Origin of the sequence: Aquabacterium lacunae (assembly GCF_004310865.1) — a bacterium.
GTDB classification, from domain to species: domain Bacteria; phylum Pseudomonadota; class Gammaproteobacteria; order Burkholderiales; family Burkholderiaceae_C; genus Aquabacterium; species Aquabacterium lacunae.
In genome coordinates, this window is sequence record NZ_SIXI01000003.1 from 326089 (window position 1) to 351054 (window position 24966).

Genomic DNA, 24966 nt, shown 5'->3' on the forward strand with positions numbered 1-24966 from the left:
ACCGAAAGACGCCACCATGCTGCCGCAGGACCGGGAGTTCACCTTCGGCCCGCGTGACTTCGAGCGCGTGCGCACGCTGATCTACCAGCATGCGGGCATCCACCTGCACGAAGGCAAGCAGGCCATGGTCTACAGCCGCCTGTCGCGGCGCCTGCGTGAAACCCAGCACACCTCCTTCGACAGCTACCTGAAGTGGCTGGAGGCCTCGACCGGCGACCACGGGGCCCGCGAGTGGCAGGAGTTCGTCAACAGCCTGACCACCAACCTGACCTCCTTCTTTCGGGAAGACCACCACTTCCAGATCCTGGCCGAGCAGCTCAAGAATCACGGCAGCAAACCGTTGCGCATCTGGTGCTGTGCGGCCTCGACCGGCGAAGAGCCCTACTCCATTGCCATGACCGTGGCCGAGAGCCTGGGGCTGCACGCCTCGGTCAAGATCCTGTCCAGCGACATCGACACCAATGTGCTGGCCACGGCCTCGCGCGGCGTGTACGAAGAAAACGCGCGGGGTCTGTCACCGGCGCGGTTGCGCAACTTCTTCCTCAAGGGCAAGGGCAACAACGCGGGCGCCATCCGGGTCAAGCCCGAACTGGCCCGCATGGTCGAGTTCAAGCCCTTCAACCTCATGAACGCGGCCTGGTCGCTGGGCGAGCCTTTCGACTACGTGTTCTGCCGCAACGTGATGATCTATTTCGATGCCCCCACCCAGCGCAAGGTGCTGGAGCGCATCCACGGTGTGATGAAACCCAACGGCCTGCTGTTTGTCGGCCACTCCGAGAACTTCACGGATTCACGTGATCTCTTCCGCCTGCGCGGCAAGACCGTGTACGACCGTGTCTGACCACAGCACTGGCGCACCCCATGATCCAGACCACCCCCACCCCACCGGCCCGTCCTCCACTGGGCGGCATGCCCCCTGCGGGCGTGAACGCGGCCGTGCAGGCCAAAAAAGACCGGCTGGCGCGTCTGAAGGCGCGCAGTCCCAAACCCGGCGAAGCCTCGTTCTTTTTCTACGAGGCGCACTTCCAGTCGGACGCGGTGAAGATCCTGCCCGGCGAGTACTTCGTGTTCGACGAAGACCTGCTGATCATGACCACGCTGGGCTCGTGCATTGCCGTGTGCCTGTGGGACCGCCAGGCCCATGTGGGCGGCATGAACCACTTCATGCTGCCCGACAACGGCGGCAGCGGCGCCGACTCGGGCCGCTACGGCTCGTTCGCCATGGAACTGCTGATCAACGAACTGCTGAAGCTCGGCGCCAACCGCATGACCTTGGAAGCCAAGGTGTTCGGCGGCGGTGCCGTGCTGTCGGGCATGAACAGCCTGAACGTGGGCGAACGCAACACCGAGTTCGTCATGAACTACCTCAAGACCGAACGCATCCCGGTGGTCTCGAAGGACGTGCTGGAGATCTACCCCCGCAAGGTGTGCTTCTTCCCGCACAGCGGCAAGGCCATGGTCAAGCGCCTGGCCCCCAGCAACCCGGAAGCACTGGTGGCCCAGGAAAAGGCCGCCTTGCAGAAGCCAGCTGTGGCCACGAACGTGGGCGGCTCGGTGGAACTGTTCTGACCCCGGAGAAAGACAATGGCCAAGACCCGCGTGGTGGTGGTGGACGATTCCGCCCTGGTGCGCAGCCTGCTCACCGAAATCATCAACCGTCAGCCGGACATGGAGTGCGTCGGCGCGGCCAGCGATCCCTTTGTGGCGCGCGAGATGATCCGCAACCTCAACCCCGACGTGATCACGCTGGACGTGGAAATGCCCCGCATGGACGGCATCGACTTCCTGTCCAAGCTGATGCGGCTGCGGCCCATGCCGGTGGTGATGGTGTCGACGCTGACCGAGCGCGGCGCCGAGGTCACGCTCAAGGCGCTGGAGCTGGGCGCCATCGACTTCGTGGCCAAGCCCAAGATTGGCGTGGCCGATGGCCTCAAGCAGCTGGCCCAGGAGATCACCGACAAGGTGCGCATTGCGGCCAAGGCACGCATGCACAAGCCCTCGGCGGCCACGCTGGCCGCGGCGGGTGCGCCACCCCGACCGGCCCACAAGGAGCCCACCCACAGCCCGGAGACTCCGCGCACGGTGGCGTCGACCCTGGGGCGCCTGTCCACCGAAAAGCTGATCTTCATTGGCGCCAGCACGGGGGGTACCGAAGCCACCAAGGAGGTGCTGATGGCCCTGCCCGCCGACAGCCCCGCCGTGGTGATCACCCAGCACATGCCCCCGGGCTTCACCAAGAGCTACGCCACCCGCCTGGACGGGCTGTGCAAGATCCGCGTGAAAGAAGCCAGCGACGGCGAGCGCATCCTGCCCGGACATGCGTACATCGCGCCGGGCGGCTTTCACCTGAGCGTGGACAAATCAGGCGCCAACTACGTGGCCCGCGTGACCAGCGAAGACCCGGTCAACCGGCACCGCCCCAGCGTGGAGGTGCTGTTCCGGTCGGCCGCGCACCTGGTGGGTCGCAATGCGGTGGGCATCATGCTGACCGGCATGGGCGCCGATGGCGCACGGGCCATGAAGGAAATGCGCGACGCCGGTGCCTACTGCATTGCCCAGGACGAGCAAAGCTGCGTGGTGTTCGGCATGCCGCGTGAGGCCATCGCGGCCGGGGCCGTGCACGAGGTGCTGCCCCTGAACCAGATCGCCGGCCACATGATGGACCACCTGCGCAGCACGGCTGGCCCGGCACTGACACGGGTGTGAAGGCTGCCCCGAACCCGTCAGGGCTCAGGGGCGCCCGACGAACAGCATGACCGTGGGGCGCACGCCCTGCGCACTGCCCACCGCGAAATACACCGGCCCCAGGGCGGTGTCGGCGCCCACGTACACGCTGCTGCCCGAACGCCAGGGGGCCTGCTCGTGGCGCGACCATTCGCGCCAGGCCTTGCCGGCCTCCAGGCTGGCCCCCAGGTACAGGCCCCGCGTGAGCGGGTAGGCGCCCACGCGCCAGGCATAACCCAGGCGCAGCAAGGCCACCTGCTGTCCATTGAGCTGCCCCGGCGCATAACCTGACAGTTGCTGGAACCCGCCCAGCGTGTAGCGAGGCTGGTCAGGCAAGGCCCCGCCCGAGCCTGCCAGTCGGCCACTGAACTGGAAGCTGTGCGAGCCCACGCTGGTCACGGCCTGGCCGGTCAGATCCCAGCGGTGCATCTCGCCCAACGAGGTGTCGGGCAAGCCGTCGCCGGTGCGCCAGCCGTGGTGCACACTGCCATCGACCCGCCAGCCCTGGCGCGGGAAATACGCACTGTCGAGCTGGTCGAACACGCCGCGCAGGCGCCAACCACGCTCGTGAGCACGCTGGGGCACGCGTGGCCCCAGCCAGCTGGCATCGACCAGTTCGGGGTTCAAGCGCAGCACCTCGTCGAACCATCCCGCACGCACCTCACCCAGCTCGCGCCAGGCATAGCCCAGCTCGGCTGCCGCGGTCTGCGCGCGGCGGCTGAGGTTCAGGGCCACGCCCTCGGTGGGGTCTTGGTAGAGGTTCACATTGCGACGCTCGACCATGCCCCCCAAGGCCACGAAAGGCCGCCAACCGTCGGGGCTGAGCCAGCTGACCGGCTGGTACAGCTCGGTGGCATACGAAGGCGCAGAACCCAGCCGCACAAAGTTGCGCCACTCGGCACCCTGCGCATTCAGCCAGTGGCGGTTGTGCACCAGCTTGAGGTTGAAGGCGCTGCGCCCGGCCGAGTCGGTGTTGAAGTCCAGCCCCATCTGCAGGTAATCAGGGCCCCAGGGCTTGTCCTGCAGGCGAAACACCAGGGTGTTGCCCTCGTCGCTTCGGCGCAGCTGGTAGTCGGTGGTGAGGTAATCGCCAGTGGCAGCCAGACGCCGCAGGTCGCGCTCGGCGCGGGCCACATCGAACGGGGTGCCCGCGCGAGTTTCCAGCTGGGCCTGCAGCTGCTCGGGGTGGGTGGCCCGCGTGCCTTCGAATGTGACGGCCCGGATCACATCACCCTCGCCCTGGGCCACACGCCGCCGCTGCTTCCAGCGTGCGTACTCGGCCTCGCTGACCTTGAGGTCCTGCATGCGCAGCACCAGGGCCTCAGCCTGCACTTCACCTTGCTGGATGAAATCGCGGGCGCGGTTGAAATCGGCCGCGGTCAGGCCATCGAGCACCGGTGCGATCAGCACGTCATCGGGCTGAAGCGAGGCCAGGCTGCGCTGCACGTTCTGCTCGGTCAGGATGCTGATCATCTGGGCCGTCACACCCGTGAAGGTCGACAGCACCTCTCGCTTGAACAGCGGGGTGCCGATGTTCACCACGATCAGGCGCTGGGCCCCCATGCTGCGGGCCACATCGACCGGGGTGTTGTTGACCAGGCCGCCATCCCCCAGGATGCGTCCATCGACCTCGACCGGGGCAAACACCCCCGGTACCGACATGCTCGAACGCAAGGCCAGGGCCAGGTCGCCCTTGCGCAAGATCACGGCGGCACCGGTTTCCATGTCGGTGGCCACGGCGCGGAATGGGGTGGGCAGGCGGTCGAACTCATCGACCTGCACGGTGCTCAGCGTCAGGCGGCGCAGATGCGCCTCCAGCCCGCGCGAGGACACCGGCCCCAGCGGCGCTTTCAGGCCGTCGGTGCCGATGCCCACCTCGAACAGTGGCGAGACTTCGAAATCCTGCTCTTTGCGGCGCTGCGAGATTTCGCGGCGCTCGACCCGGCTGGCGAACACGTTGTCCCAGTCGAGCTGCTGCACCTCACGCTCGACCTGGGCCGCATCCATGCCACTGGCATACAGCCCCCCCACGATGGCGCCCATGGAGGTGCCGGCGATCACGTCGACCGGGATGCGCTCACGCTCCAGCACCTTGAGCACGCCCACGTGGGTGAGGCCTCGCGCACCGCCGCCCGACAGCACCAGACCGACCTTGGGGCGCAGGGGCTCGGTGGCCGCCGCCCCCTGCGGCGTGACGGGCGTGGCGGGCGAGGGCTGGGCGCACAAAGGCACGCTGGCCGCCACCACGAGCCAGACCATCACCCGACGGCCCCAGGTCAAGGCGCCGTACCCGACGCCAGATGCAGGTGTGCTGTTCATGCCGGACATTCTGCGGGCAAAGCAGCCCCCCGTCATGCTTGCGATGCATCAACAAGTGTGCGGTCGCACCCGTGCCATGCACGTGCCATGGCACCACGCTTGATCGGCGTCAGAGCCTGTGGGGCCGCAAAGGCGTCAGATGTGGGTGTGGCCGCACCGGGCGGCAGGAGAAACACCATGCAGATGCTCCATGACTTCCTCACCACCGACTACGGCCTGCTGAGCGCGGCGTCCATTCTGGCCATGCTGATCGGCCTGGGTTACTTCGTGTGGTACGTGACCTCGCACGTGCGAGAAGACTGCGAGCGTCAGGAACGCCTGGCCCGCGAAGGCCGGCAAGGCTGAGTCAGAACTTCACCTGGGCTCCCGCACCGAACTGCAACTGGCGATCGGTGCCTTCGCGTGTGGGGCGTTCAGCCAGATCCACGCCCCCCGTGAGATCCAGCCCACCCAGGCTGTAAGCCAGCCCGACCCCGGGTTGTACGCTCATGCGGGCACGCTGCTGCACGCCGCTGATGGCATGCCGGTGCGCCCCCAGGTGGTTCAGGCCGACCCGGCCCACCCATGCCAGAGAATCGCTCAGGCTGAGCTTGACGGTGCCCGCCAGCGGCACGGTGTCGGTGGGTTGTGTTTCTGCTTCCGTGCGACCGGCGGTGCCCGGCGCAGGGTCTTGCGCCGCCTTGACCAGAGCCACCGGTGTGGGCGGTTCAGCGCTCAGCACCACCGAGGCCTGCCAACGGCCTTTGACCAGCACATCGGCGCAGGTCTGCCCGGCGAGGCACTGAGGGCTCCATTCGCTGATGCCGCGCAATGCCGCGGCATAGCCCTGGGCCTGCGCCCCGGCTGATAGCCCCATTGACACCCACAGGAATGCACCCCAAGCCTTCATGACCGCATGTGCTCCAAACAAGAGCATCAGTGTTGCAGCGGTTCATGACAAGAGCAGCAGGGGGATCCCTGTGTCCAGCCGCGCAAATGTGGCGTTCAGCACACCGATGGCATGTGTTGCAACTGGATGCGTGCGCCCATGAAAAAGCCGCCCGAAGGCGGCTTTTTCGAGGGGCTTGAAGCGCGAGGCTTCAGCCGGCAGGGATCACATGCCCATGCCGCCCATGCCACCCATGCCACCCATGTCGGGCATGCCGCCAGCGGGGGCGTCATCCTTGGGGGCTTCCGAGATCATGCACTCGGTGGTCAGCATCAGCGACGCCACGGAAGCGGCGTTCTGCAGGGCGGTGCGCGTGACCTTGGTCGGGTCCAGGATGCCCATTTCGATCATGTCGCCGTAGGTGTCGTTGGCGGCGTTGAAACCGTAGGTGCCCGAACCGTTCAGCACGGCGTTGACCACCACCGAAGGCTCGCCACCGGCGTTGGCCACGATTTCGCGCAGGGGGGCTTCGATGGCCTTCAGGACCAGCTTGATGCCGGCGTCTTGATCGGCGTTGTCACCCTTGATCTCGCCAGCGGCTTGCTTGGCGCGCAGCAGGGCCACGCCACCACCAGGCACCACGCCTTCTTCCACGGCAGCGCGGGTGGCGTGCAGGGCGTCTTCCACGCGGGCCTTCTTTTCCTTCATCTCGACTTCGGTGGCAGCACCGACCTTGATGACGGCCACACCGCCGGCCAGCTTGGCCACGCGCTCTTGCATCTTTTCACGGTCGTAGTCGCTGGTGGCTTCTTCGATCAGGATGCGGATCTGCTTGACGCGGGCTTCGATGTCGGCAGCGGCACCGGCGCCATCGATGATGGTGGTGTTTTCCTTGCCCACTTCGACGCGCTTGGCCTGACCCAGATCAGCCAGCGTGACCTTGTCCAGGGCCATGCCCACTTCTTCGGCGATGACCTTGCCACCGGTCAGGATGGCGATGTCTTCCAGCATGGCCTTGCGGCGGTCGCCGAAGCCAGGGGCCTTCACGGCGACAACCTTCAGGATGCCGCGGATGGTGTTGACCACCAGGGTGGCCAGGGCTTCACCGTCGACGTCTTCGGCAATGATCAGCAGGGGGCGGCCAGCCTTGGCAACTTGCTCCAGGGTGGGCAGCAGGTCACGGATGTTGGACACCTTCTTGTCGTACAGCAGCACGAAGGGGTTGTCCAGGATGGCGGCTTGCTTCTCGGGGCTGTTGATGAAGTAAGGCGACAGGTAGCCGCGGTCGAACTGCATGCCTTCGACCACGTCCAGCTCGTTGTTCAGGCTCTTGCCGTCTTCAACGGTGATCACGCCTTCCTTGCCGACCTTGTCCATGGCGCTGGCGATGATCTCGCCGACGTCAGCGTCCGAGTTGGCCGAAATGGTGCCAACCTGGGCGATTTCCTTGGTGGTGGTGGTGGCCTTCGATTGCTTCTTGAGCTCGACGATCAGGGCGGCAACGGCCTTGTCGATGCCGCGCTTCAGGTCCATCGGGTTCATGCCGGCGGCCACGTACTTCATGCCTTCGCGCACGATGGCCTGGGCCAGCACGGTGGCGGTGGTGGTGCCGTCACCGGCGTTGTCCGAGGTCTTGGAAGCGACTTCCTTGACCATCTGGGCGCCCATGTTCTGCAGCTTGTCCTTGAGCTCGATTTCCTTGGCGACCGACACACCGTCCTTGGTCACGGTGGGGGCGCCAAACGAGCGCTCGAGCACCACGTTGCGGCCCTTGGGGCCCAGGGTGGTCTTGACGGCATTGGCCAGGATGTTCACGCCTTCGACCATGCGAGCGCGGGCTTCGCCGCCAAAGATGACGTCTTTTGCTGCCATGTGAAATTCTCCGTAAATTCAGTAAGAGGTGGATCGACCTTCGGCGTCAGCTCACTTGGCGACGACAGCGAACAGGTCTTCTTCGCGCATGACCAGCAGCTCTTCGCCATCGACCTTGACGGACTGGCCCGAGTACTTGCCGAACAGGACGCGGTCGCCCACTTGAACGTTCAGGGCAACGAAATCGCCCTTGTCATTGCGCTTGCCAGGACCGACGGCGAGCACTTCGCCCTGGTCCGGCTTCTCGGCGGCGGCGTCAGGAAGGACGATGCCCGAAGCGGTCTTGGTTTCTTGTTCCAGGCGCTTGACGATCACGCGATCGTGCAGAGGACGCAGTTTCATGGCTTCTCCTGTCTGAAAAGACAACGGTGATGAAGTGACAAACACAGGGCCCGCGCAACACACGCCACGCAGGCGCCCACAGTGTGAAAAAACGACCGGTCAACCTGAGAGCCCTCGGGCCCGCGGCAACCGGCTGTTAGCACTCAACAAGTGCGAGTGCTAAAACCATTATAGGGATCGCCCGGAGGGTTTCAAGCCCCCACGATTTTTCGGCGTGCGCCGTCGGTACATGTCCGAAGGCGCCGACACCGAGGGCATTTGTACAATCGACCCGACCTTGGGCCTCAACTTGGCCCGTGGCATGTCTTCAGGAGAATCCGTGTCCCTCGCCCGTCGCTGTTCCCCGCGTTCCCTGTCACACCCGTCACTGAGCCTGGCAGGCGCCCTGCTCCCGGCCCTGCTGTTGTCGGCCTGTGGCGGCGGAGGCAACGAAGGCCTGCGGACCGCCACCGGAACGGTCACCGTGGCCAACACGAGCACCGTGCTGGGGCGGGGCGAGACAGCCGTGTTCACATTGCGCGGCAACAACCTCGCCGGCGTCACGCTGCGGGCCAGCAATTGCACCAACGTGCAGGAAGTTTCTCGGAGCCAACAGGCTTTGACGGCTTCCTGCCTGGTCGGGCCCAGCGGGACGGTGGTGGCCGAAGCGGTCAATGCACAGGGGCAAAGCCTGGCGTCAACCACCCGTGACGTGTTCAACGTCACCAGCATCTCGACCAACCCCACGGCAGGCAATTACCGCTACGGCGATGCCGTCACCTTCACCTTCACAGGCACGAACCTGGACAAGGCCGTGGTGATCGCCACCACAGCCTGCGTCGATTACGGCACGCCGGTCAAAACGCCGACCACCTACACCATCACATGCCGGGTGTCCAAAACACTGGGCACGGTGGGCATGGGCAAACAAGACAGCTTCCTGGTGCCCAACCCGGCCTATGGGCTGACCATCCCTGTGTCGACGCCAGCACCAGCGGTCGAATTCGAGATCGACGGCACCCCCGACACCATCAAGATTCGACTGAGCGAAGCCACCCCGGAAACCACGGTCAACTTCTTGCGCTACGTGGATGCAGGCTTTTACGACGGCACGGTGTTCCACCGCCTGCTGCCTTCGTCAGACCTGGCGACCAACGGCATCGCCATTTCGCAAGGCGGTGCTTACACCGACTTGAACACCGCCGGCGACCCCACGGCGAAAGCAGGCGTGCGCGCCGCGATTCCGCTTGAAACAACGCGCACCAGCAGCCTGAGCAACCGCGCCTTCACGATCGCCATGGCACGCAGCAGCAACCCGGATTCAGCCACGTCGCAGTTTTTCTTCAACACAGTCGACAACAGCCGCTTCCTGGACTACGCGGACGCAACCAACCCGGGCTATGCCGTGTTCGGCGAGGTGGTGAATCAGGAAGGACAGGATTTGATTCTGGCCATCGACCAGGACACCACGAACCAGTTCGATGAACCGTCCAACGTGACCACCATCACGCGGGCACGCCGGATCACTCTGCCCTGATCAAGCACCGCGTTGGGCCTTGCTGACCTCGTTGAGAGTCTGCGCAGCACCACTGGCTGGGACCAGATCCCCCTCTCGGTCAGCACACTGAGGCCAGACCTGAGCCAATCGGTCGGCAACATCCTGCCCAGCACCCAGGTGCACGCCCTGAGTCATGGCCACATGCGTGGCCGCGAAGGTGCCTGCACCCGCATTCACAATGGCGCGGTTGGGCGCCTCATCACCGCACAAAAACACCACGGCCGGCGACACCGCCTCGGGCGTGAGCAGGGCCAGCACCTCGGGCGGCATCAGGCCCTCGGTCATGCGTGTGGCCGCGGTGGGCGCCAGGCAGTTCACCCGCACGTTGTACTTCTCGCCCTCCAGCGCCAGGGTCTGCATCAGGCCCACCAGGCCCATCTTGGCGGCTGCGTAGTTGGCCTGCCCGAAGTTGCCGAACAGCCCCGACGACGAGGTCGTGAACACGATGCGGCCATGGTTCTGGGCCTTCATCAGGTCCCACACCGCCTTGGTGGTGTAGAAAGCCGCCAGCAGGTGCACGTCGATGATCTGGCGGATGTCGTCCACCAACATCTTCGAGAACGACTTGTCGCGCAGGAAGCCGGCGTTGTTGACCACGATGTCCACCCGCCCCCAGCGCGCCACCACCTCGTCGACCATGGCCTGCACAGCCTGAGGGTCGGTCACTGACGCCCGGCTGGCCATGGCCTGACCGCCCAGGGCGATGATTTCAGCGACCACGTCGTCGGCCGGTGAGGCACCGCTGACCGATCCGTCGCGCGCGGCACCCAGGTCATTGACCACCACTTTCGCCCCGCGGGCGGCCAGCGCCAGGGCATGGCAACGGCCCAGGCCGCCTCCCGCCCCGGTGACGATGGCCACACGGCCGTCCAGACGGATGGTTGGTTCTGCACTCATGAATCAAGCCCTTTCTGCCGATGAAGCGGATTGCCCTGAAATCATGCAGCCAAACAGCCCTGGGACAAACCCGGAGCTGTCGCCCGCGCTGCCCTCATGTCGCAAAGTGCCGCTTACCGCATTACCTGGTAATGAATAGACTGCACCGCAAGGTAATAAGGAGACCGCCCATGTCGCATGCCTCGCACAAGTCGCCCCAAGATCCGGACCAGATCGTCCCGCGCGAAAAACTGGATTTCCATCTCGACGAGAACACGCCGCGCCACTGGTTCGGTGGTGACGCGTTCCGCACCCGCCTGCTCGACGGCATGCAAGCCGCCTTCCCGGACGGCGAGCGCTACTTCATCACCAGCGTGCGGGCCTTCCGTCACCTGATCACCGACCCCAAACTGGCCGAGGACGTGAAGAACTTCATCCGCCAGGAAGGCCAGCACGGCATCGCACACACGCACTACAACGACCTGCTGCGCAAGCAAGGCTGTGACGTGGACCACATCGTGCGGGAAACCAAGAAGCTGTTCGACGACTACACCAAGCGCTACTCGGCCGAATACAACCTGGCCCTGACGGCCGCCTTTGAGCACTTCACGGCCATGATGGCCGAGACCCTGTTCAAGGAAAAAGACGTGATGGCCGACGCCGACCCGAACGTGCGGTCGATGTGGGCCTGGCATGCCATCGAAGAGATGGAGCACAAGGCCGTGGCCTTCGACGTGATGACGACGGTGGCCAAGGTGGGTTACCTGATGCGCAGCGCAGCCATGGTGCACGCGCTGTACAAGGTGGTGGTCGACAGCATCCGCCTGACCAACCGCCTGCTGCTGGCCGACGGCTACAGCCTGCCCAAGCGGGTGGGCATCATCGCCAAGGGCCTGTGGTGGGTGTACGGCCCCAAGGGCCTGTTCTCACGCAGCACCTTCAAGCTGCTGGACTACTTCCGCCCTGGCTTCCACCCCTGGCAGCACAAGGTGATCCACAGCTACCCGATCTGGCTGCGCACCTTCGAGCAGTCAGGCGGCGACGCCAAACTGGCGGCCGAGGCACTGTTCAACGCGGCCCACTGAGCCCGCCATGCAAGGGCACTGACCTGGGACGTCGGCCTCCACGCATGGGGCCTGCGCCGAGGAGACAGGGCTGTATCAGCCCCCCAAAGAAAAAGGCAGCCCAAGGGGCTGCCTTTTACGTGGCGCGAGACCGAAGTTCGATCAGGCGGCCTTGCGGCGAGCGGCCACAGCGATGCCACCCAGGCCCAGCAGCAACATGGCGTAGGTCGAAGGTTCCGGCACAGCGGGCACACCGGTCACGGTGATGTTGGTGATCATCGAACCCACCGGCACGCTGGAAGGCGTGGCGCCAGCAGCCGTCAGGTAGGCGGCCAGGGCGGGTGCCATGGTGAAGTTGGTGAAGGCGATGTTCGAGGTGCCAGCAGCACCCGCCGTGGTGGTGATGGTGGCGGCGTCGATCAGTTCGCCGCTGTAGTTCAAGGCACCCAGGATGCCGCCAGCACCCACGAGCGAACCCGACAGCATGCCCGACGACAGGTCTTGGCTGAAGTTGCTGAAGCTCACCGAGTTGGTGCCCAGGAACAGGCTCGAGACCGAGATCTTGAAACCGTCTGCATCGGCGTAATCAGCCAGAGCGGCCGACACCGACGAAGGGGTCAGGGTCAGGGTGCCGGTGTTGCTGGCGCCAGCGGCGAAGGTGGCGTTGCCCAGCTTCGTGGTCGTCACAGTGCCCAGCGAAGTCAGCGACGACGCATTCACGGCAACGGTGGTGGGCGTTGCAGCGTAGGCGGCAACATGGGCGGTAGCGGCTGCGGCGGCAATGACAACAGCGCGGGAAATTTGCTTCATGGTGATCATGGTTTGTCTTTCCTCAATTTCCGGTGGACGAACTGGCTACGCCAGCACTTGAGTTTCGTTGACAGTCTGCAGACGACAGTGCCGCAACTGCATGAACAGACTGTCGCGGATCCGACTGTCGCCATCCACAGGGTTTGCCCCTCGAACCCCGCGGATGCGGGGGGAACTTTCGCCACAAAAGGTGTGCATATCGCACACTTCGGGGGGTGGCCGTTGCTCAATCCCACCAGGGATAGAAGGACGGCATCTCGGACGCCTTGCTGGCGAACTGCGCCGGGCGCTTGTCGAGGAAGGCCTGCACACCCTCCTTGCCGTCACCGACCGAGGTGTAGAACATGGCCAGGGAGTCGACCTGGTGGGCGGCCAGGGGGTGGGGCTGGGCCGAGTTGCGGTACATCATCTGGCGCGTGAGGGCGATGCCCACGGCCGAACGCTCGGTGGCGATGCGCCGGGCGATCTTCAGAGCTTCTTCCAGCAGTTGTTCAGGGGCCACCACGGCCTTGACCAGCCCCCCACGTTGGGCCTCGTGGCCGTCGAACACGTCGGCCATGTAGGTCCATTCCAGCGCCTGCGAGATGCCCACGATGCGCGGCAGGAACCAGCTGGAGCAGGCTTCGGGCACGATGCCGATGCGGCCGAACACGAAGCCGATGCGGGCTTTTTCAGACGCCAGGCGGATGTCCATGGGCAAGGTCATGGTGGCGCCAATGCCCACGGCTGCGCCATTGATGGCACCGATCACGGGCTTCTTGCAGTTGAAGATGCTGAGCACCACCCGACCGCCGGTGTCGCGCACGCCGTGGAAGATGGCCGGGTCGTCCAGGCGCTCGGTCATGTCCTCCAGGGTCGGCTCCTGGCTTTCGTCCAGCCCGAACACATTGCCCGGCACGCTCAGGTCCATGCCGGCACAGAAGGCCTTGCCGGCGCCGGTGACCACCACAGCGCGCACGGTGTCGTCGTCGCTGGCGCGCGTGAAGGCATCGACCAGCTCATTGGCCATCTCGACGGTGAAGGCATTGAGCTGCTCAGGCCGGTTCAATGTGAGCAGCAGCACACCATCAGTGTCGACGTCGTAGCGCAGGGTGTTGTAAGCGGTCATGCAGCAAGCTTTCCAGGCGGAGTGGGAAGGGGATCGCCTCGGCGGTTCAGGTCGTCGAGCACCTTCAGGTAGCGGGTGGGTGGGCGGATGCCCAGTTCGCGGCGCACTTCATGCAGTGAACGCGTCAGCAGGTCTTCCAGCACCAGCCCGGGCAGCCAGGCACATTGCCGGCCCTGGCGCCAGGCCTGCCACGCGGCGGCGATGGCACCGGGGTGTCGCCAGCGCCGGGCGATGACGAGACAGCCCGTGCTGGCAATGACGGCGAAGCTGCGGGTGTGCTGGTGTGGGTAGGAAAAGGCCAGCACGCAGACCTCGCCGAGTTCGTCCCGGCCATAGCCGGACAGCACATGGAAGAGGTCGTGCATGTCGCGCAGGCGGCTGGCGATGAAGTAGCGGTCTGAGCCGTCGTCGGGCATGTGGCCCATGCCGGCTTTGGAGATTTCGACCAGCCCCTGAGCCGACAGGCCCTGCTCGGCCAGGAAGTCATGGTAAGTGCGCCCCACCGTGCCAGCCGGCAGGCTGGCCAGCCACTCGGTGCGCGTGAGGGTGTCGAGCAGGCTGCGGCGTTCGGCCAGGCGCTGTCGCCCCATGGGGTCGGCCCGGAAGCGGGCCAGCAAGACAAATGGCGACTTGCCCTTGATGGCTTCGCCCAGGCGGAACACCTGTTCAGTGTCCTGCGGGTTGCGGCGCAAGGCCAGCGCTGCGCGCAAGGCGTCGAGCCAGCGGATCGGGGTGGGAGGTTCGTGGTCGAGGGACATGAACGGACACCGTGAACACACAGGCGCACGCATGCGCCCACAGGGCCCGAGCGCAGGCCCCAACCCATCATCTTCGGGTCACAGTGTGTCAGATTGACTCAGCGTAAACCCGGCCATGCACCACGCAGGCACACTGGACAATCGTTCTGTATCAACCTTGTTCCAAAGTGGAGACGATCGGTATGTGGAAGCTTCTGTTGGCCTTCGTGGTGTTCGCCGCTGGCGCCGTCTACCTCCTGTCCATGGGCGGAGACATCGACATGAGCGGTGAAAAGCACGGCAGCGAAGCCACGCACAGCGAATCGTCGCACAGCCCTGCCGATGCCGGCTCGGCGGCCGCCAGCGCACCGGCTGCTGCCTCTGATTCGGCACCAGCTACCCCCGCAGCCTCCGACGCCGCCTCGGCCGCGTCGAACTGAGCTCAGGCGGCGCCGGCCGCCTCCTGATGCGTGGGGCCGACGTGCCCCCGCTCGGCCGCCAGCCACTGCAGCACCGGGATGGTGCCGGGCAGCACCGGCTGCACCTGCACCGGCAGGCTCTGCCAGGCCATCTGCTGGCCTTCCTTCATCTCGAACTCCCCCTGCCATGCGTGCACCTTGCAAAAGTGCAGGCGCACCTTGGCGTGTGGGTACTCCATCACTTCGACCTGCCAGGGCATGGCCTCGCCGATGGTGATGCCAATTTCTTCCTGCAGCTCGCGACGCAGGGCCTGCTCGACGGTCTCACCGGCTTCGAGTTTGCCGCCCGGGAACTCCCAGTAACCGGCGTACACCTTGCCCTCGGGGCGTGAGGTGAGCAGGAAGCGGGCCTCATGGCCCTGCGCGTCGCGCTCGACCAGCACGCCCACGGCCACTTCGACCGGCACCCGGTCGGTGGGCGCCATCACGTGGTAACTCTTGCGTTCACCACCACCTTGCTCAGACTGGCTCATGCGCCCTCCCCTGCGGCGGCCTGGCGCCCCGCGAAGTCACGCGCGAATTGCCCGGCCACACGGCCTGAACGCGAACCGCGCTCGATGGCCCACACCAAGGCTTCCGGACGCGCCAGCTCGATCGCCTCGGGCGACAGCCCCAGGTGCTGCAGCCACTGGCCCACGATGGCCAGGTATTCGTCCTGGCTGAAGGGATAGAAGCTCACCCACAGGCCGAAGCGCTCGGACAGCGAAATCTTTTCTTCGACCACTTCGCCCGGGTGCAGCTCGCCATCGGCATCGCGGCTGTAGCTGCGGTTGTCCGAGTGGTACTCGGGCAGCAGGTGGCGGCGGTTGGAAGTGGCCACGATCAGCACGTTGTCGCCGCGTGCGGCCACGGTGCCGTCGAGCACCGACTTCAGGGCCTTGTAGCCGGGCTCGCCTTCTTCGAAGCTGAGGTCATCGCAGAACACGATGAAACGCTCGGGGCGTGCCGCCACCAGCTCGACCAGGTCAGGCAGGTCGATCAGGTCGGATTTGTCGACCTCGATCAGGCGCAAGCCCTGGTGGGCATGGGCGTGCAGGCCGGCCTTGACCAGCGATGATTTGCCCGTGCCACGGGCCCCCGAGAGCAGCACGTTGTTGGCCGTGCGGCCCGCCACGAACTGGGCCAGGTTGCGGGCGAAGCGCTCTTTCTGGGTGTCGATCTCGAGCAGGTCTTCGTAGGTGATCGGGTCGAGGCGGGCGATGGGCTCGAGCGCGCGTTGGCCACTGGCGCGTCGGCGGTAGCGCCAGGCCTGGGCGGCGCGCCAGTCAGGCTCGGTCAGGGCCGGCGACAACCAGGCGTCCAGCAGGTCGAGGGTGCGTTCGGCGCGGCGCACGAAGGCCGCCAGGTCAGAAGGGGCAAGGGTGTCGGGCATGGCGGCAGTTTACGCGCGGCCAGGCACCGCCAGCACCCGCCCATCAGCCACCACCCAGGCGGTGTCGGCGGGTGCCGGCTGCACCGGGTGCCCACCCGTGAAACTGCCAAAGGCGGGCAGCACCAGGCAGGCCGGTCGCCCCTGATGTGCGGCCTGAAGCCAGAAGCACGGCAGGCGCAAGGCATCCCGGCCAGGACCCTGGAGCCGCAGGCAGGGATGCAGGTGCCCGGCCAGGTGAACGGTGGCCGGTTGCGAGATTTCGGCAGCATGGTGCGAGACAGGGGGTGCGTGCACCCCGCACCAGGGCCCCTGGCGCCAGCCCGACGTTTCAGGCACCAATTGCCAGCCGGCCAGCGGCAAGCTGTCAGGTCGCACATCGTGGTTGCCACACACCAGCACGGTGTGCGAAAGCGCCGGCACAGTGTCAGCCAGGCGCTCAACCAGATCCTTCAGGGCCGGCCCGGTGTGCACGCCATGCACCAGATCGCCCAGCACCACGAGGCGTTCGGCCCCGGTGACCAGCAAGGCGGCGCACAGACGGCTCAAGGTGTCGGTGTCGCTGCCGTCGCGCACGCGCTCGCCCACCGGCATGCCCAGGGCACGGTACTGATGGGCCTTGCCCAGGTGCACGTCGGCCACCCACAAGGTGCCCGGCTGATCGGACGACGCCGGCGAAAATACGCTGCCGTCGGGCCGCAGGTGCAGCACGGCATCACGGCCTGCGCCGGGCACCGACCACACCGCGTGGGCCATGGCCGTCAGCCCACCAGCAGTTGCAAGGTGGCGTCGAGGTGCTCGGTGGGCTTGCGCTTGAAGCCGGTGCGCACATAACGGTGCAGACGGCCCTGCAGCACACTGGTGGCGGCTGACGCGTGGGCCTGGGCGGCCACGGTGGGCTGGTCGGAGCCACGCTGCTCGGCCAGGGCCTTGCAAGGCTGGCGCAACAGCGATTCGATGCGCTCGAAACACTGGTTCATGCGCACGGACAGGCGCTCGTTTTCGAACACCAGGGCATCACCGGCCATCACACGGGCCATGCCCGGGTTCTTTTCGCCGAACTGCAGCACCATGGCCATCAGGCGGCTGAACTGGCGGGCCGGATCGGCCTCGCGCTCGATGATCTGGTTGGCCAGGGTGAACAGGCTTTGCTCGATGAACTCGATCAGGCCTTCGAACATCTGGGCCTTGCTGGCGAAGTGCCGGTAGAGGGCCGCCTCACTGAGCTCCAGCCGCGCAGCCAGTGCCGCGGTGGTGATGCGGTCACTGCCGGGCTGCTCCAGCATGCCGGCCAGGGCCTGCAGGATCTGCACGCGGCGCTCCCCGGGCTTGGGCCGCTTGCGCACCGCCGGGCTGGCGGCTGCAGGCTGCGAAACGGGCGCGTCAACGGCTGGCTCGGTCATGTCTTCCCGGTGTGGCTGAGTCAGACGCGCCAGCGGTGCAGGGCGCGCAGTTGCCTGATTCTGGCACACACCCAGGCCGGCCTCTGGTGGGGCAAGGCGCCCAGGTGCGGCCCGTGCGGGTTGCCGCTCAGGTAGCGCTGCATCCACACCGTGCCCATGCCCAGCTGGCGCACCGGGCGCAGGTTGGCGGGGGTGTCTTCGACCAGCACGCAGCGGTGGCCAGGCACTTTCAGCCGGGCCAGCACCACCTTCATCATGCGCAGGTCGGGCTTGGGCCGCAGATGACCAAAGGTGCGCATGTGCTCGATGGCCACCACCTGCTCGAAGCAGCCCGCGAGATCGAGTGCCGTCAACACCCGCTTGGCGTAGTCAGCGGGCGCGTTGGTCAGCAGGATCTTGCGCCCAGGCAGGCGCTTGAGCGCTTCGCGGTCGGCCAACGGCATGTGCAAGGTGGCTTCCAGCCCCGGCAGCACATGGGTGTGGTGCAGAAAGTGCGCCGCGCGAATGCCATGGTGGCGCTCCAGGCCCAGCAGGGTGGCGCCATAACGCCGCCAGTAGTGCACGCGCAGGGCGTCGGCCTCATCGCGCGGCAGCCCCAGATGCTGCTCGATGTACTCGGTCATCGAGCCATTGAGCCGCCAGAACACGGCCCGGCCGGCGTCGTGCAGGGTGTTGTCCAGGTCGAACAACCAGACCGGGTGCGTGTGTCGCGGCATCGGGTGTGCCGGGCTGCGTCAGTGCGAACGGATCATGGTGCCGTAGGCCTGGTCGGTCAGGATCTCCAGCAGCATGGCATGGGGCACACGGCCATCGACGATGTGCACCGCATGCACACCGCTCTTGGCGGCGTCGATGGCGCCTTCGATCTTGGGGATCATGCCGCCGCTGATGGTGCCGTCCTCGATCAGCTCGTCGATCTCACGGGCCGTCAGGTCGGTGATCAGCTGGCCTTGCTTGTCGAGCACGCCCTTGATGTTGGTCAGCAGCACCAGCTTCTCGGCCTTGAGCACCTGGGCCAGCTTGGAGGCCACCAGATCGGCGTTGATGTTGTAGCTCTCGTTGCGCGAGCCAAAACCGATCGGGCTGATCACGGGGATGAACTGGTCGTCCTGAAGGGCCTTGACCACGCTGGGGTCGATCGATTCGATCTCGCCGACCTGGCCCACATCGTGTTCCTTGGCGGGGTCGGCCAGGTCGAGCAGCTTGAGCTTGCGCGCACGGATCAGGCCACCGTCGCGGCCGGTCAGGCCCACGGCCTTGCCACCTGCGGCATTGATCAGGCCCACGATGTCCTGCTGCACCTCACCGGCCAGCACCCACTCGACCACCTCCATGGTTTCTTCGTCGGTGACGCGCATGCCCTGGATGAACTGGCCCTTCTTGCCGATCTTGTTCAGGGCGGCATCAATTTGCGGGCCACCACCATGCACCACGACCGGGTTCAGGCCCACCAGCTTGAGCAGCACCACGTCTTCGGCGAAGTCGGCCTGCAACTCGGGGTCGGTCATGGCATTGCCGCCGTACTTGATGACGATGGTCTTGCCGTGGAACCTGCGGATGTACGGCAGGGCCTGGGCCAGGATCTCGGCCTTGTCGCGGGGGGCGATGTGGGCGACAGGGTCGACGTCGGGCGTGGAGGAATTCGTCATGACATTCAATGAACCAGAGGGCCTAGCAAGGGCTCGATTCTAAAAGGTGGTCATGGTCCGCCGGAGACGCCCATCCTCGCGCGCAAATCACACAACGTTACACGAACCCCCATAAAGAGGGGTGACGCGTGCCGCATTGCAACATGCTGCTCCATAAGAATGCAATGCGGAACGGGCTAACTGGCTCGAGCAACACACAAATCACAAGGGGTGGGTCAAAGGCTCTCCGGGGACCAGTGCGCCCAAAGGCCCCTTTGCGGCTGCTCGTACAGGCAGGACGTCGGCAAGTTCCGGTTGTTCCACACACAGAGCCGCATCGCGGACTCATTTCGGGAGAAAACTATGTTGAATGTTCGCATCTCTGCGGCCATGGTGCTGGGTGTCCTGACCTTGACCAGCAGCCCCACCTTTGCCGTTTCCTTGGGCATTGATCCGTCGAGTACACCGGTCAAAGATCCGATCACAGGCAACGATTTCAATGCATGGAAGCTGGTGGGCACCTCATGTGCAAGCGCTGTTCAGATTCATGCCAACTGGATCGTGTCATCACAACACTGCATGCCAAGTGCCGATGCCACCTTCTCTGGCCCCTACGGAACCGCCACGGTCGAAAGCTGCTTCAGGGGCAACGACACAGCGAATTTGCGCCAAGGAGATGAGAATGACTTCGCGTTGTGCCGCCTAAAGCGCCCCACCCAGATCACCTACAGCGGCACATTTCCTGCCCTGGTGGCTGCTCCGACACCCGTGGTCAATCACCCGTCAGGCTTCCCAGCGACACTCAGCCCCGCCACACAGCGTCAGTTCGCGGTCTACGGCTACTTGATGGCGTATGGATTCGGGTGCTGCAACAAGATCGGCGTCACAGACTTCAATGGCTTGCTGCCAGGCAACGACATGGCACGCAGCACAGCACAGGTGGTCGTTCCGCAGCTGATCGGAGGAGACAGTGGTGGCGCAGCTTTCTGGGTGTCTCCGACTGCAGCCGCGCCAGCACTGGTGGGCGTGCTCACGACGGGATACGCATTGCCTAGGGGGGTGACCTATTTCTCCGATTCTTCTGTGAATTGGATCCGCAACAAAATCGTGGCAGCAGGCGATACGGCTCCCATCACATACACGGCCAGCCAGTTCTACACGGGCCCAACCGCACCGGTCCCGCCTCATGTGCCGGCGCCACCGAGCCTGATCCTGAGCAATGGGACGCCTGCGTTGACATGGCTGGCCCCGACTGACGCAGGCGCAGACACCATCACCGGCTACCAGATCACCGTGGCGCGAGATCGGAACATCGTGAGCACTGTGCAGGTCACGGGCGCGAACACACAGGCACCCATGCCCGTCGGCAATCACGCATTCACTGCATGCGTCCGCGCTCGCAACACATCCGGTCTGTCTGCTCCGGGCAATCTTGAGCAACTGACAGCGACCCCCTACGGTTGCAGAGATTTCGATCTCTCCACCGTTTCTGGACTGAGCCAGGCTTTTGCTCGCGACGCGGCCACCGGACTGGTCAAGGTGACACTGAACTGGCAACGCCCCAATCAAGCAAGCAACACTCGGTACCGCATTACCCGGGTGACCAAACAAGGGCTCATTCAGCGCACACAAACGCTCGAGACCACGAGCACCTCGTCCACGCAGTACGTCCAGCCCGGCACTTCGGTTTGCCAACGCGTCACTGTGTTCTCCGACCTCAACCCAGTGGGCACGAGCACCGCCAACGTCTGCAGCACCGCCAATTGACTCAGCGCTGCAATTCAGGACTGAAGTCTGCGCTCCTGAATTGCAAAGCCGCTCAATCGATGCCGCAAAGCCACTGCAGCGCACGCGAACTTTGCGAGCGTGGACCGCGCTCATTTTCACCATTGAAAATTCAATCCAAACATGGCCATCTTCAACGACACCCTCAATGTTGCCAACAACTACACCGGCACCACATCGGCTGACTCCATTTACGGTAACGGCGGCAACGACACCCTGAACGGAAACAGTGGAAACGACCTGATCGACGGCGGGGAAGGCAACGACAGCCTCCTTGGCGGTCTGGGCAACGACACACTCAAGGGCGGCCTGGGAAATGACACCCTGAATGGCGGCAGTGGAGCCGACAACATGGACGGCGGAGCCGGCAGCGACACGTACTACGTAGACGCCACCACCGACATCGTCAACGACAGCGGTCTAGTCAATGATGGCGTCGACACCATCATCACCAGCATCGCATTGAGTTCACTGGCCGCTTCCATTGAAAACCTCACACTGAGTGGCACAGTGGCATCCGCCGTCGGCAACAACGGCAACAACGTGATCACCGGCAACGCCAGCAGCAACACCATCAGGGCGGGTGCCGGCAATGACACTGTGTACGGCGGTGATGGTAACGACACCCTCAAAGGCGAGGATGGCAATGACGTGCTGGATGGTGGCAATGGCAACGACAACATGGACGGTGGCCTTGGCAGCGACACCTATTACGTCAATTCGACCACCGACATCACCAACGACACAGGCACATCCACTGACGGCACCGACACGGTCATCACCACCGTCGCACTGGCTTCACTGAACACCACCATCGAAAACCTGACTTTGGGTGGCACGGTGGCCACCGGCGTTGGCAACCTCAACAGCAACCTGATCAATGGGAACGCCAGTGCCAACACCATCAGCGCAGGTGCAGGCAACGACACCGTCAATGGCGGTAACGGCAACGACACCCTCAAGGGCGAACTCGGTAATGACGTACTGGACGGCGGCAGCGGCAACGACAACATGGATGGTGGCGTTGGCAGCGACACCTACTACGTCGATTCGACCGCCGACATCACCAACGACACAGGCACAGCCACCGATGGCACCGACACGGTCATCACCACCGTCGCGCTTGCCTCATTGCACACATCCATCGAAAACCTGACGTTGGATGGCGCAGTGACTTCAGGTGTCGGCAACAACAGCAACAACACCATCACTGGCAACAGCCTTGGAAACGCGCTCCAAGGCATGGCTGGTCAGGACACCCTGTACGGACTGAACGGCGATGACGACCTGGATGGCGGTGAGGGCAACGATTCTCTCGATGGCGGTGAAGGCTCTGACTTGTTGATTGGAGGTCTGGGCACAGACGTGCTCAAGGGTGGCGCAGGCAATGACTACCTGCTTGGCGGAACCTATTCGACTGATGGGTTTGCAACATACATCGGCGTCAGCGCTGATACCTTGATCGGCGGCCAGGGCGATGATTTCTACATCCTTGGCGGAAATGAAGCAGTTCAAGAGGATGCTGATGCAGGCACGGATACTGTGGTGATCGAAGGCGCTGTTGCGCGAACCGTCACGCTTGCAGCCAACGTCGAAAACGCATGGGGCGGAGGCAATACAGACGCCCCCAACACCACGACCTATTTCACGGCCTACAACGTCTCTGGCAACAGCCTGAACAATGCGATCTGGGGCTCTGCTGGCAACAACTTGCTGGAAGGCGCTGCGGGCAACGACACCCTGCGAGGTGGTGACGGCAATGACACCCTGATCGGTGGCGAGGGCAATGACCTGTTGATTGGCGGCGCAGGCGATGACGTCTACTACCTTGACAACCGCGACGAAGACGATGTCATCGTCGAGGAAGCGGGCGGCGGCACCGACACCGTGATCTTCTCGGATCTGACCTATGTGCTGGCTGCGCATGTCGAAAATCTGGAAATGACCTCCGAGGGCATGCACATCGGCATCGGCAACACCCTGAACAACCTGATCACAGACAGCGCAGGGATCGGCATCATCGCAGGCCAGGAAGGCAACGACACCATCTTGGGCAACGATGGCGACGATACCCTGTTCGGTGGCTTTGGTGACGACTCGCTGGTGGGTGGCAACGACAACGACAAGCTTCTGGGTGACCAGATGAACGGCGGCCCCGCAGGCAATGGCAATGACACCCTGATCGGCGGCGAAGGCAACGACACCCTGATCGGCGGCGAGGGCAATGACCTGATGGTGGGCGGCGCGGGCGATGACGTCTACCACCTCGACAACCGCGACGAAGACGATGTCATCGTCGAGGAAGCGGGCGGCGGCACCGACACCGTGATCTTCTCGGACCTGTCCCATGTGCTGGACGCACATGTCGAAAATCTGGAAATGACCTCCGAGGGCATGCACATCGGCGTCGGCAACACCCTGAACAACCTGATCACAGACAGCGCAGGGATCGGCATCATCGCAGGCCAGGAAGGCAACGACACCATCTTGGGCAACGATGGCGACGACACCCTGCTCGGTGGCTTTGGTGACGACTCGCTGGTGGGTGGCAACGACAACGACAAGCTTCTGGGTGACCAGATGAACGGCGGCCCTGCAGGCAATGGCAATGACACCCTGATCGGTGGCGAAGGCAACGACACCCTGATCGGCGGCGAGGGCAATGACCTGATGGTGGGCGGCGCCGGCGATGACATTTACCACCTCGACAACCGCGACGAAGACGATGTCATCGTCGAGGAGGCGGGCGGCGGCACCGACACCGTGATCTTCTCGGATCTGACCTATGTGCTGGCTGCGCATGTCGAAAATCTGGAAATGACCTCCGAGGGCATGCACATCGGCGTCGGCAACACCCTGAACAACCTGATCACAGACAGCGAAGGGATCGGCATCATCGCAGGCCAGGAAGGCAACGACACCATCTTGGGCAACGATGGCGACGATACCCTGTTCGGTGGCTTTGGTGACGACTCGCTGGTGGGTGGCAACGACAACGACAAGCTTCTGGGTGACCAGATGAACGGCGGCCCTGCAGGCAATGGCAATGACACCCTGATCGGTGGCGAAGGCAACGACACCCTGATCGGCGGCGAGGGCAATGACCTGATGGTGGGCGGCGCCGGCGATGACATTTACCACCTCGACAACCGCGACGAAGACGATGTCATCGTCGAGGAGGCGGGCGGCGGCACCGACACCGTGATCTTCTCGGATCTGACTCACCGACTTGCTGACAACGTTGAAAACTTGCAGATGACAGCCGTCGATCTGCACATCGGCATCGGCAACGCCAGCGATAACGTCATCACTGACAGCGACGGAGATGGTGTGATTGCAGGCGAGGGCGGTAACGATTTCATTGACGGCAATGACGGCAACGACATCCTCAGGGGGGGCACAGGCCTGGACACCGTCGTGGGCGGCTCGGGCAATGACTCATCCTTTGGTGGGGAAGGCGACGACGACCTGTACGGTGGTCTCGGCGATGATGCACTGGCGGGCGAAGACGGCAATGACATCCTGTTTGGGGATGCTGGCAACGATCGCTTGATCGGCGACTCAGGGGAGGACTTCCTCATTGGCGGGGAGGGCGCAGATCGCATGAGTGGCGGAGAGGGTGCCGACCACTACATCTTTGGCTCTGACTTCGGGCTGGATGAAGTGGCCGAGTTGGATGCTGCTGTTGCTGATCTGAACTCTGGCGAGCACTGCGATGTCCTCCACTTCGAAACCTACAGCCATCAGCAACTGTGGTTCTCCAAGGTGGACAACAACCTCGAGATTGCGGTGGTCGGAACAGGCAACAAGGTCACGGTCAAGAACTGGTATCTCAGCTCGGACAACCAAGTTGAATACATTCGCGATGAAGCACTGGGCTATCAACTCAGCGCTGACAAGGTGAACAACTTGGTCAATGCGATGGCTCAGTTCAGCCAGCAAGACATGTCACTGGCATCGACACCGTCTACGCTCACCTCAGCCCTGAGCCAGGCTTGGGTCGTTTCGCCATCAGCCTGAAGCTCTTTGGCCAGATGAACGTCGT

The 24966-nt window shown here is 64.3% G+C and carries 23 protein-coding genes; 9 read left to right on the forward strand and 14 right to left on the reverse strand.

Annotation, left to right across the window (positions count from 1 at the left end; all coding sequences use genetic code 11):
* Positions 1-16: 16 nt before the first annotated feature.
* The 3 genes from EYS42_RS08885 (at position 17) to EYS42_RS08895 (ending at position 2706) form a co-directional block, all read left to right on the forward strand.
* Positions 17-841, forward strand: a complete 825-nt coding sequence (locus tag EYS42_RS08885) for a CheR family methyltransferase (RefSeq protein ID WP_245503572.1) — start codon at positions 17-19, stop codon at positions 839-841.
* Positions 842-909: 68 nt separating this feature from the next.
* The gene (gene cheD / locus EYS42_RS08890; protein WP_130967993.1) at positions 910-1569 is read left to right on the forward strand and encodes a chemoreceptor glutamine deamidase CheD; all 660 of its coding nucleotides are present in this window, start codon (positions 910-912) and stop codon (positions 1567-1569) included.
* Between the two features lie 15 nt (positions 1570-1584).
* Positions 1585-2706: a protein-glutamate methylesterase/protein-glutamine glutaminase gene (locus EYS42_RS08895; RefSeq protein ID WP_130967803.1), complete on the forward strand. Its 1122-nt coding sequence runs from the start codon at positions 1585-1587 to the stop codon at positions 2704-2706.
* Between the two features lie 24 nt (positions 2707-2730).
* Here the strand turns inward: EYS42_RS08895 and EYS42_RS08900 are convergent, their stop codons facing one another.
* Positions 2731-5043 carry a patatin-like phospholipase family protein gene (locus EYS42_RS08900; protein WP_165456694.1) on the reverse strand — a complete coding sequence of 771 codons (2313 nt, stop codon included), beginning with the start codon at positions 5041-5043 and terminating at the stop codon, positions 2731-2733.
* A 177-nt stretch (positions 5044-5220) separates the two neighbouring features.
* Here EYS42_RS08900 and EYS42_RS08905 point away from each other — a divergent pair, with 177 nt between their 5' ends.
* Complete coding sequence (locus tag EYS42_RS08905; RefSeq protein WP_165456695.1) at positions 5221-5388, forward strand: DUF3149 domain-containing protein; 168 nt, start codon at positions 5221-5223, stop codon at positions 5386-5388.
* Position 5389: 1 nt separating this feature from the next.
* On the opposite strand, the gene EYS42_RS08910 is transcribed toward EYS42_RS08905, so the two are convergent.
* The 3 genes from EYS42_RS08910 to groES form a co-directional block, all read right to left on the reverse strand.
* Positions 5390-5899: a hypothetical protein gene (locus EYS42_RS08910; RefSeq protein ID WP_130967806.1), complete on the reverse strand. Its 510-nt coding sequence runs from the start codon at positions 5897-5899 to the stop codon at positions 5390-5392.
* A gap of 237 nt (positions 5900-6136) precedes the next feature.
* On the reverse strand, positions 6137-7783 hold the full coding sequence (gene groL, locus EYS42_RS08915; RefSeq protein WP_130967807.1) for a chaperonin GroEL: 1647 nt from the start codon (positions 7781-7783) through the stop codon (positions 6137-6139).
* A 51-nt stretch (positions 7784-7834) separates the two neighbouring features.
* Entirely contained in the window at positions 7835-8125 is a 291-nt protein-coding gene (groES, locus tag EYS42_RS08920; protein ID WP_130967808.1) for a co-chaperone GroES, read from the reverse strand.
* Between the two features lie 319 nt (positions 8126-8444).
* Here groES and EYS42_RS08925 point away from each other — a divergent pair, with 319 nt between their 5' ends.
* Complete coding sequence (locus EYS42_RS08925) at positions 8445-9641, forward strand: peptidylprolyl isomerase (protein ID WP_165456696.1); 1197 nt, start codon at positions 8445-8447, stop codon at positions 9639-9641.
* Here the strand turns inward: EYS42_RS08925 and EYS42_RS08930 are convergent, their stop codons facing one another.
* A complete protein-coding gene (locus EYS42_RS08930; protein ID WP_130967810.1) occupies positions 9642-10559 on the reverse strand; it encodes an SDR family NAD(P)-dependent oxidoreductase in 918 nt (305 codons plus the stop codon).
* Between the two features lie 170 nt (positions 10560-10729).
* Here EYS42_RS08930 and EYS42_RS08935 point away from each other — a divergent pair, with 170 nt between their 5' ends.
* Positions 10730-11623 (forward strand): metal-dependent hydrolase, encoded by an 894-nt coding sequence (locus EYS42_RS08935; protein WP_165456697.1) that lies wholly within the window; start codon positions 10730-10732, stop codon positions 11621-11623.
* 141 nt (positions 11624-11764) lie between these two features.
* Here the strand turns inward: EYS42_RS08935 and EYS42_RS08940 are convergent, their stop codons facing one another.
* From EYS42_RS08940 to EYS42_RS08950, 3 genes are all read right to left on the reverse strand, one after another.
* Positions 11765-12412: a PEP-CTERM sorting domain-containing protein gene (locus EYS42_RS08940; protein WP_165456698.1), complete on the reverse strand. Its 648-nt coding sequence runs from the start codon at positions 12410-12412 to the stop codon at positions 11765-11767.
* Positions 12413-12638: 226 nt separating this feature from the next.
* Positions 12639-13520 (reverse strand): crotonase/enoyl-CoA hydratase family protein, encoded by an 882-nt coding sequence (locus EYS42_RS08945; RefSeq protein ID WP_130967813.1) that lies wholly within the window; start codon positions 13518-13520, stop codon positions 12639-12641.
* Entirely contained in the window at positions 13517-14278 is a 762-nt protein-coding gene (locus EYS42_RS08950; protein ID WP_165456699.1) for a Coq4 family protein, read from the reverse strand. The genes EYS42_RS08945 and EYS42_RS08950 overlap by 4 nt, the downstream gene beginning before the upstream one ends.
* A 182-nt stretch (positions 14279-14460) precedes the next feature.
* Between EYS42_RS08950 and EYS42_RS08955 the strand changes: the two genes are divergently transcribed.
* Positions 14461-14697 (forward strand): hypothetical protein, encoded by a 237-nt coding sequence (locus EYS42_RS08955; RefSeq protein ID WP_130967815.1) that lies wholly within the window; start codon positions 14461-14463, stop codon positions 14695-14697.
* Positions 14698-14699: 2 nt separating this feature from the next.
* Here EYS42_RS08955 and EYS42_RS08960 read toward each other — a convergent pair whose 3' ends face one another.
* Genes EYS42_RS08960 through argB form a run of 6 tightly spaced genes read right to left on the reverse strand, consistent with a single transcriptional unit; the run spans position 14700 to position 19157 of the window.
* The gene (locus EYS42_RS08960) at positions 14700-15161 is read right to left on the reverse strand and encodes an NUDIX domain-containing protein (RefSeq protein WP_425358882.1); all 462 of its coding nucleotides are present in this window, start codon (positions 15159-15161) and stop codon (positions 14700-14702) included.
* 44 nt (positions 15162-15205) lie between these two features.
* Positions 15206-16108 carry an ATP-binding protein gene (locus EYS42_RS08965; RefSeq protein ID WP_130967817.1) on the reverse strand — a complete coding sequence of 301 codons (903 nt, stop codon included), beginning with the start codon at positions 16106-16108 and terminating at the stop codon, positions 15206-15208.
* Positions 16109-16117: 9 nt separating this feature from the next.
* Positions 16118-16861, reverse strand: coding sequence for a metallophosphoesterase family protein (locus EYS42_RS08970; RefSeq protein WP_130967818.1), 744 nt, complete (start codon positions 16859-16861; stop codon positions 16118-16120).
* A 5-nt stretch (positions 16862-16866) separates the two neighbouring features.
* A complete protein-coding gene (gene slmA / locus EYS42_RS08975; protein WP_130967819.1) occupies positions 16867-17508 on the reverse strand; it encodes a nucleoid occlusion factor SlmA in 642 nt (213 codons plus the stop codon).
* A gap of 20 nt (positions 17509-17528) precedes the next feature.
* Complete coding sequence (locus EYS42_RS08980; RefSeq protein ID WP_130967820.1) at positions 17529-18224, reverse strand: pyrimidine 5'-nucleotidase; 696 nt, start codon at positions 18222-18224, stop codon at positions 17529-17531.
* 18 nt (positions 18225-18242) lie between these two features.
* A complete protein-coding gene (gene argB / locus EYS42_RS08985) occupies positions 18243-19157 on the reverse strand; it encodes an acetylglutamate kinase (RefSeq protein ID WP_130967821.1) in 915 nt (304 codons plus the stop codon).
* A 342-nt stretch (positions 19158-19499) separates the two neighbouring features.
* Here argB and EYS42_RS08990 point away from each other — a divergent pair, with 342 nt between their 5' ends.
* Positions 19500-20903 (forward strand): hypothetical protein, encoded by a 1404-nt coding sequence (locus EYS42_RS08990; protein WP_130967822.1) that lies wholly within the window; start codon positions 19500-19502, stop codon positions 20901-20903.
* Between the two features lie 141 nt (positions 20904-21044).
* Positions 21045-24941, forward strand: coding sequence for a beta strand repeat-containing protein (locus tag EYS42_RS08995; RefSeq protein ID WP_130967823.1), 3897 nt, complete (start codon positions 21045-21047; stop codon positions 24939-24941).
* Positions 24942-24966: the final 25 nt, after the last annotated feature.

Bases quoted from the DNA above. Each gene is read 5' to 3' on its own strand.
- EYS42_RS08910 (WP_130967806.1), bottom strand. From the start codon at position 5,899: ATGGGGCTATCAGCCGGGGCGCAGGCCCAGGGCTATGCCGCGGCATTG.
- EYS42_RS08995 (WP_130967823.1), top strand. From the start codon at position 21,045: ATGGCCATCTTCAACGACACCCTCAATGTTGCCAACAACTACACCGGC.
- EYS42_RS08970 (WP_130967818.1), bottom strand. From the start codon at position 16,861: ATGGCCCACGCGGTGTGGTCGGTGCCCGGCGCAGGCCGTGATGCCGTG.
- EYS42_RS08980 (WP_130967820.1), bottom strand. From the start codon at position 18,224: ATGCCGCGACACACGCACCCGGTCTGGTTGTTCGACCTGGACAACACC.
- slmA (WP_130967819.1), bottom strand. From the start codon at position 17,508: ATGACCGAGCCAGCCGTTGACGCGCCCGTTTCGCAGCCTGCAGCCGCC.
- EYS42_RS08930 (WP_130967810.1), bottom strand. From the start codon at position 10,559: ATGAGTGCAGAACCAACCATCCGTCTGGACGGCCGTGTGGCCATCGTC.
- EYS42_RS08955 (WP_130967815.1), top strand. From the start codon at position 14,461: ATGTGGAAGCTTCTGTTGGCCTTCGTGGTGTTCGCCGCTGGCGCCGTC.
- EYS42_RS08935 (WP_165456697.1), top strand. From the start codon at position 10,730: ATGTCGCATGCCTCGCACAAGTCGCCCCAAGATCCGGACCAGATCGTC.
- EYS42_RS08965 (WP_130967817.1), bottom strand. From the start codon at position 16,108: ATGCCCGACACCCTTGCCCCTTCTGACCTGGCGGCCTTCGTGCGCCGC.
- EYS42_RS08900 (WP_165456694.1), bottom strand. From the start codon at position 5,043: ATGAACAGCACACCTGCATCTGGCGTCGGGTACGGCGCCTTGACCTGG.
- EYS42_RS08945 (WP_130967813.1), bottom strand. From the start codon at position 13,520: ATGACCGCTTACAACACCCTGCGCTACGACGTCGACACTGATGGTGTG.
- EYS42_RS08940 (WP_165456698.1), bottom strand. From the start codon at position 12,412: ATGAAGCAAATTTCCCGCGCTGTTGTCATTGCCGCCGCAGCCGCTACC.
- EYS42_RS08885 (WP_245503572.1), top strand. From the start codon at position 17: ATGCTGCCGCAGGACCGGGAGTTCACCTTCGGCCCGCGTGACTTCGAG.
- EYS42_RS08960 (WP_425358882.1), bottom strand. From the start codon at position 15,161: ATGGCGCCCACCGACCGGGTGCCGGTCGAAGTGGCCGTGGGCGTGCTG.
- EYS42_RS08990 (WP_130967822.1), top strand. From the start codon at position 19,500: ATGTTGAATGTTCGCATCTCTGCGGCCATGGTGCTGGGTGTCCTGACC.
- argB (WP_130967821.1), bottom strand. From the start codon at position 19,157: ATGACGAATTCCTCCACGCCCGACGTCGACCCTGTCGCCCACATCGCC.
- EYS42_RS08895 (WP_130967803.1), top strand. From the start codon at position 1,585: ATGGCCAAGACCCGCGTGGTGGTGGTGGACGATTCCGCCCTGGTGCGC.
- cheD (WP_130967993.1), top strand. From the start codon at position 910: ATGCCCCCTGCGGGCGTGAACGCGGCCGTGCAGGCCAAAAAAGACCGG.
- EYS42_RS08905 (WP_165456695.1), top strand. From the start codon at position 5,221: ATGCAGATGCTCCATGACTTCCTCACCACCGACTACGGCCTGCTGAGC.
- EYS42_RS08950 (WP_165456699.1), bottom strand. From the start codon at position 14,278: ATGTCCCTCGACCACGAACCTCCCACCCCGATCCGCTGGCTCGACGCC.
- groES (WP_130967808.1), bottom strand. From the start codon at position 8,125: ATGAAACTGCGTCCTCTGCACGATCGCGTGATCGTCAAGCGCCTGGAA.
- groL (WP_130967807.1), bottom strand. From the start codon at position 7,783: ATGGCAGCAAAAGACGTCATCTTTGGCGGCGAAGCCCGCGCTCGCATG.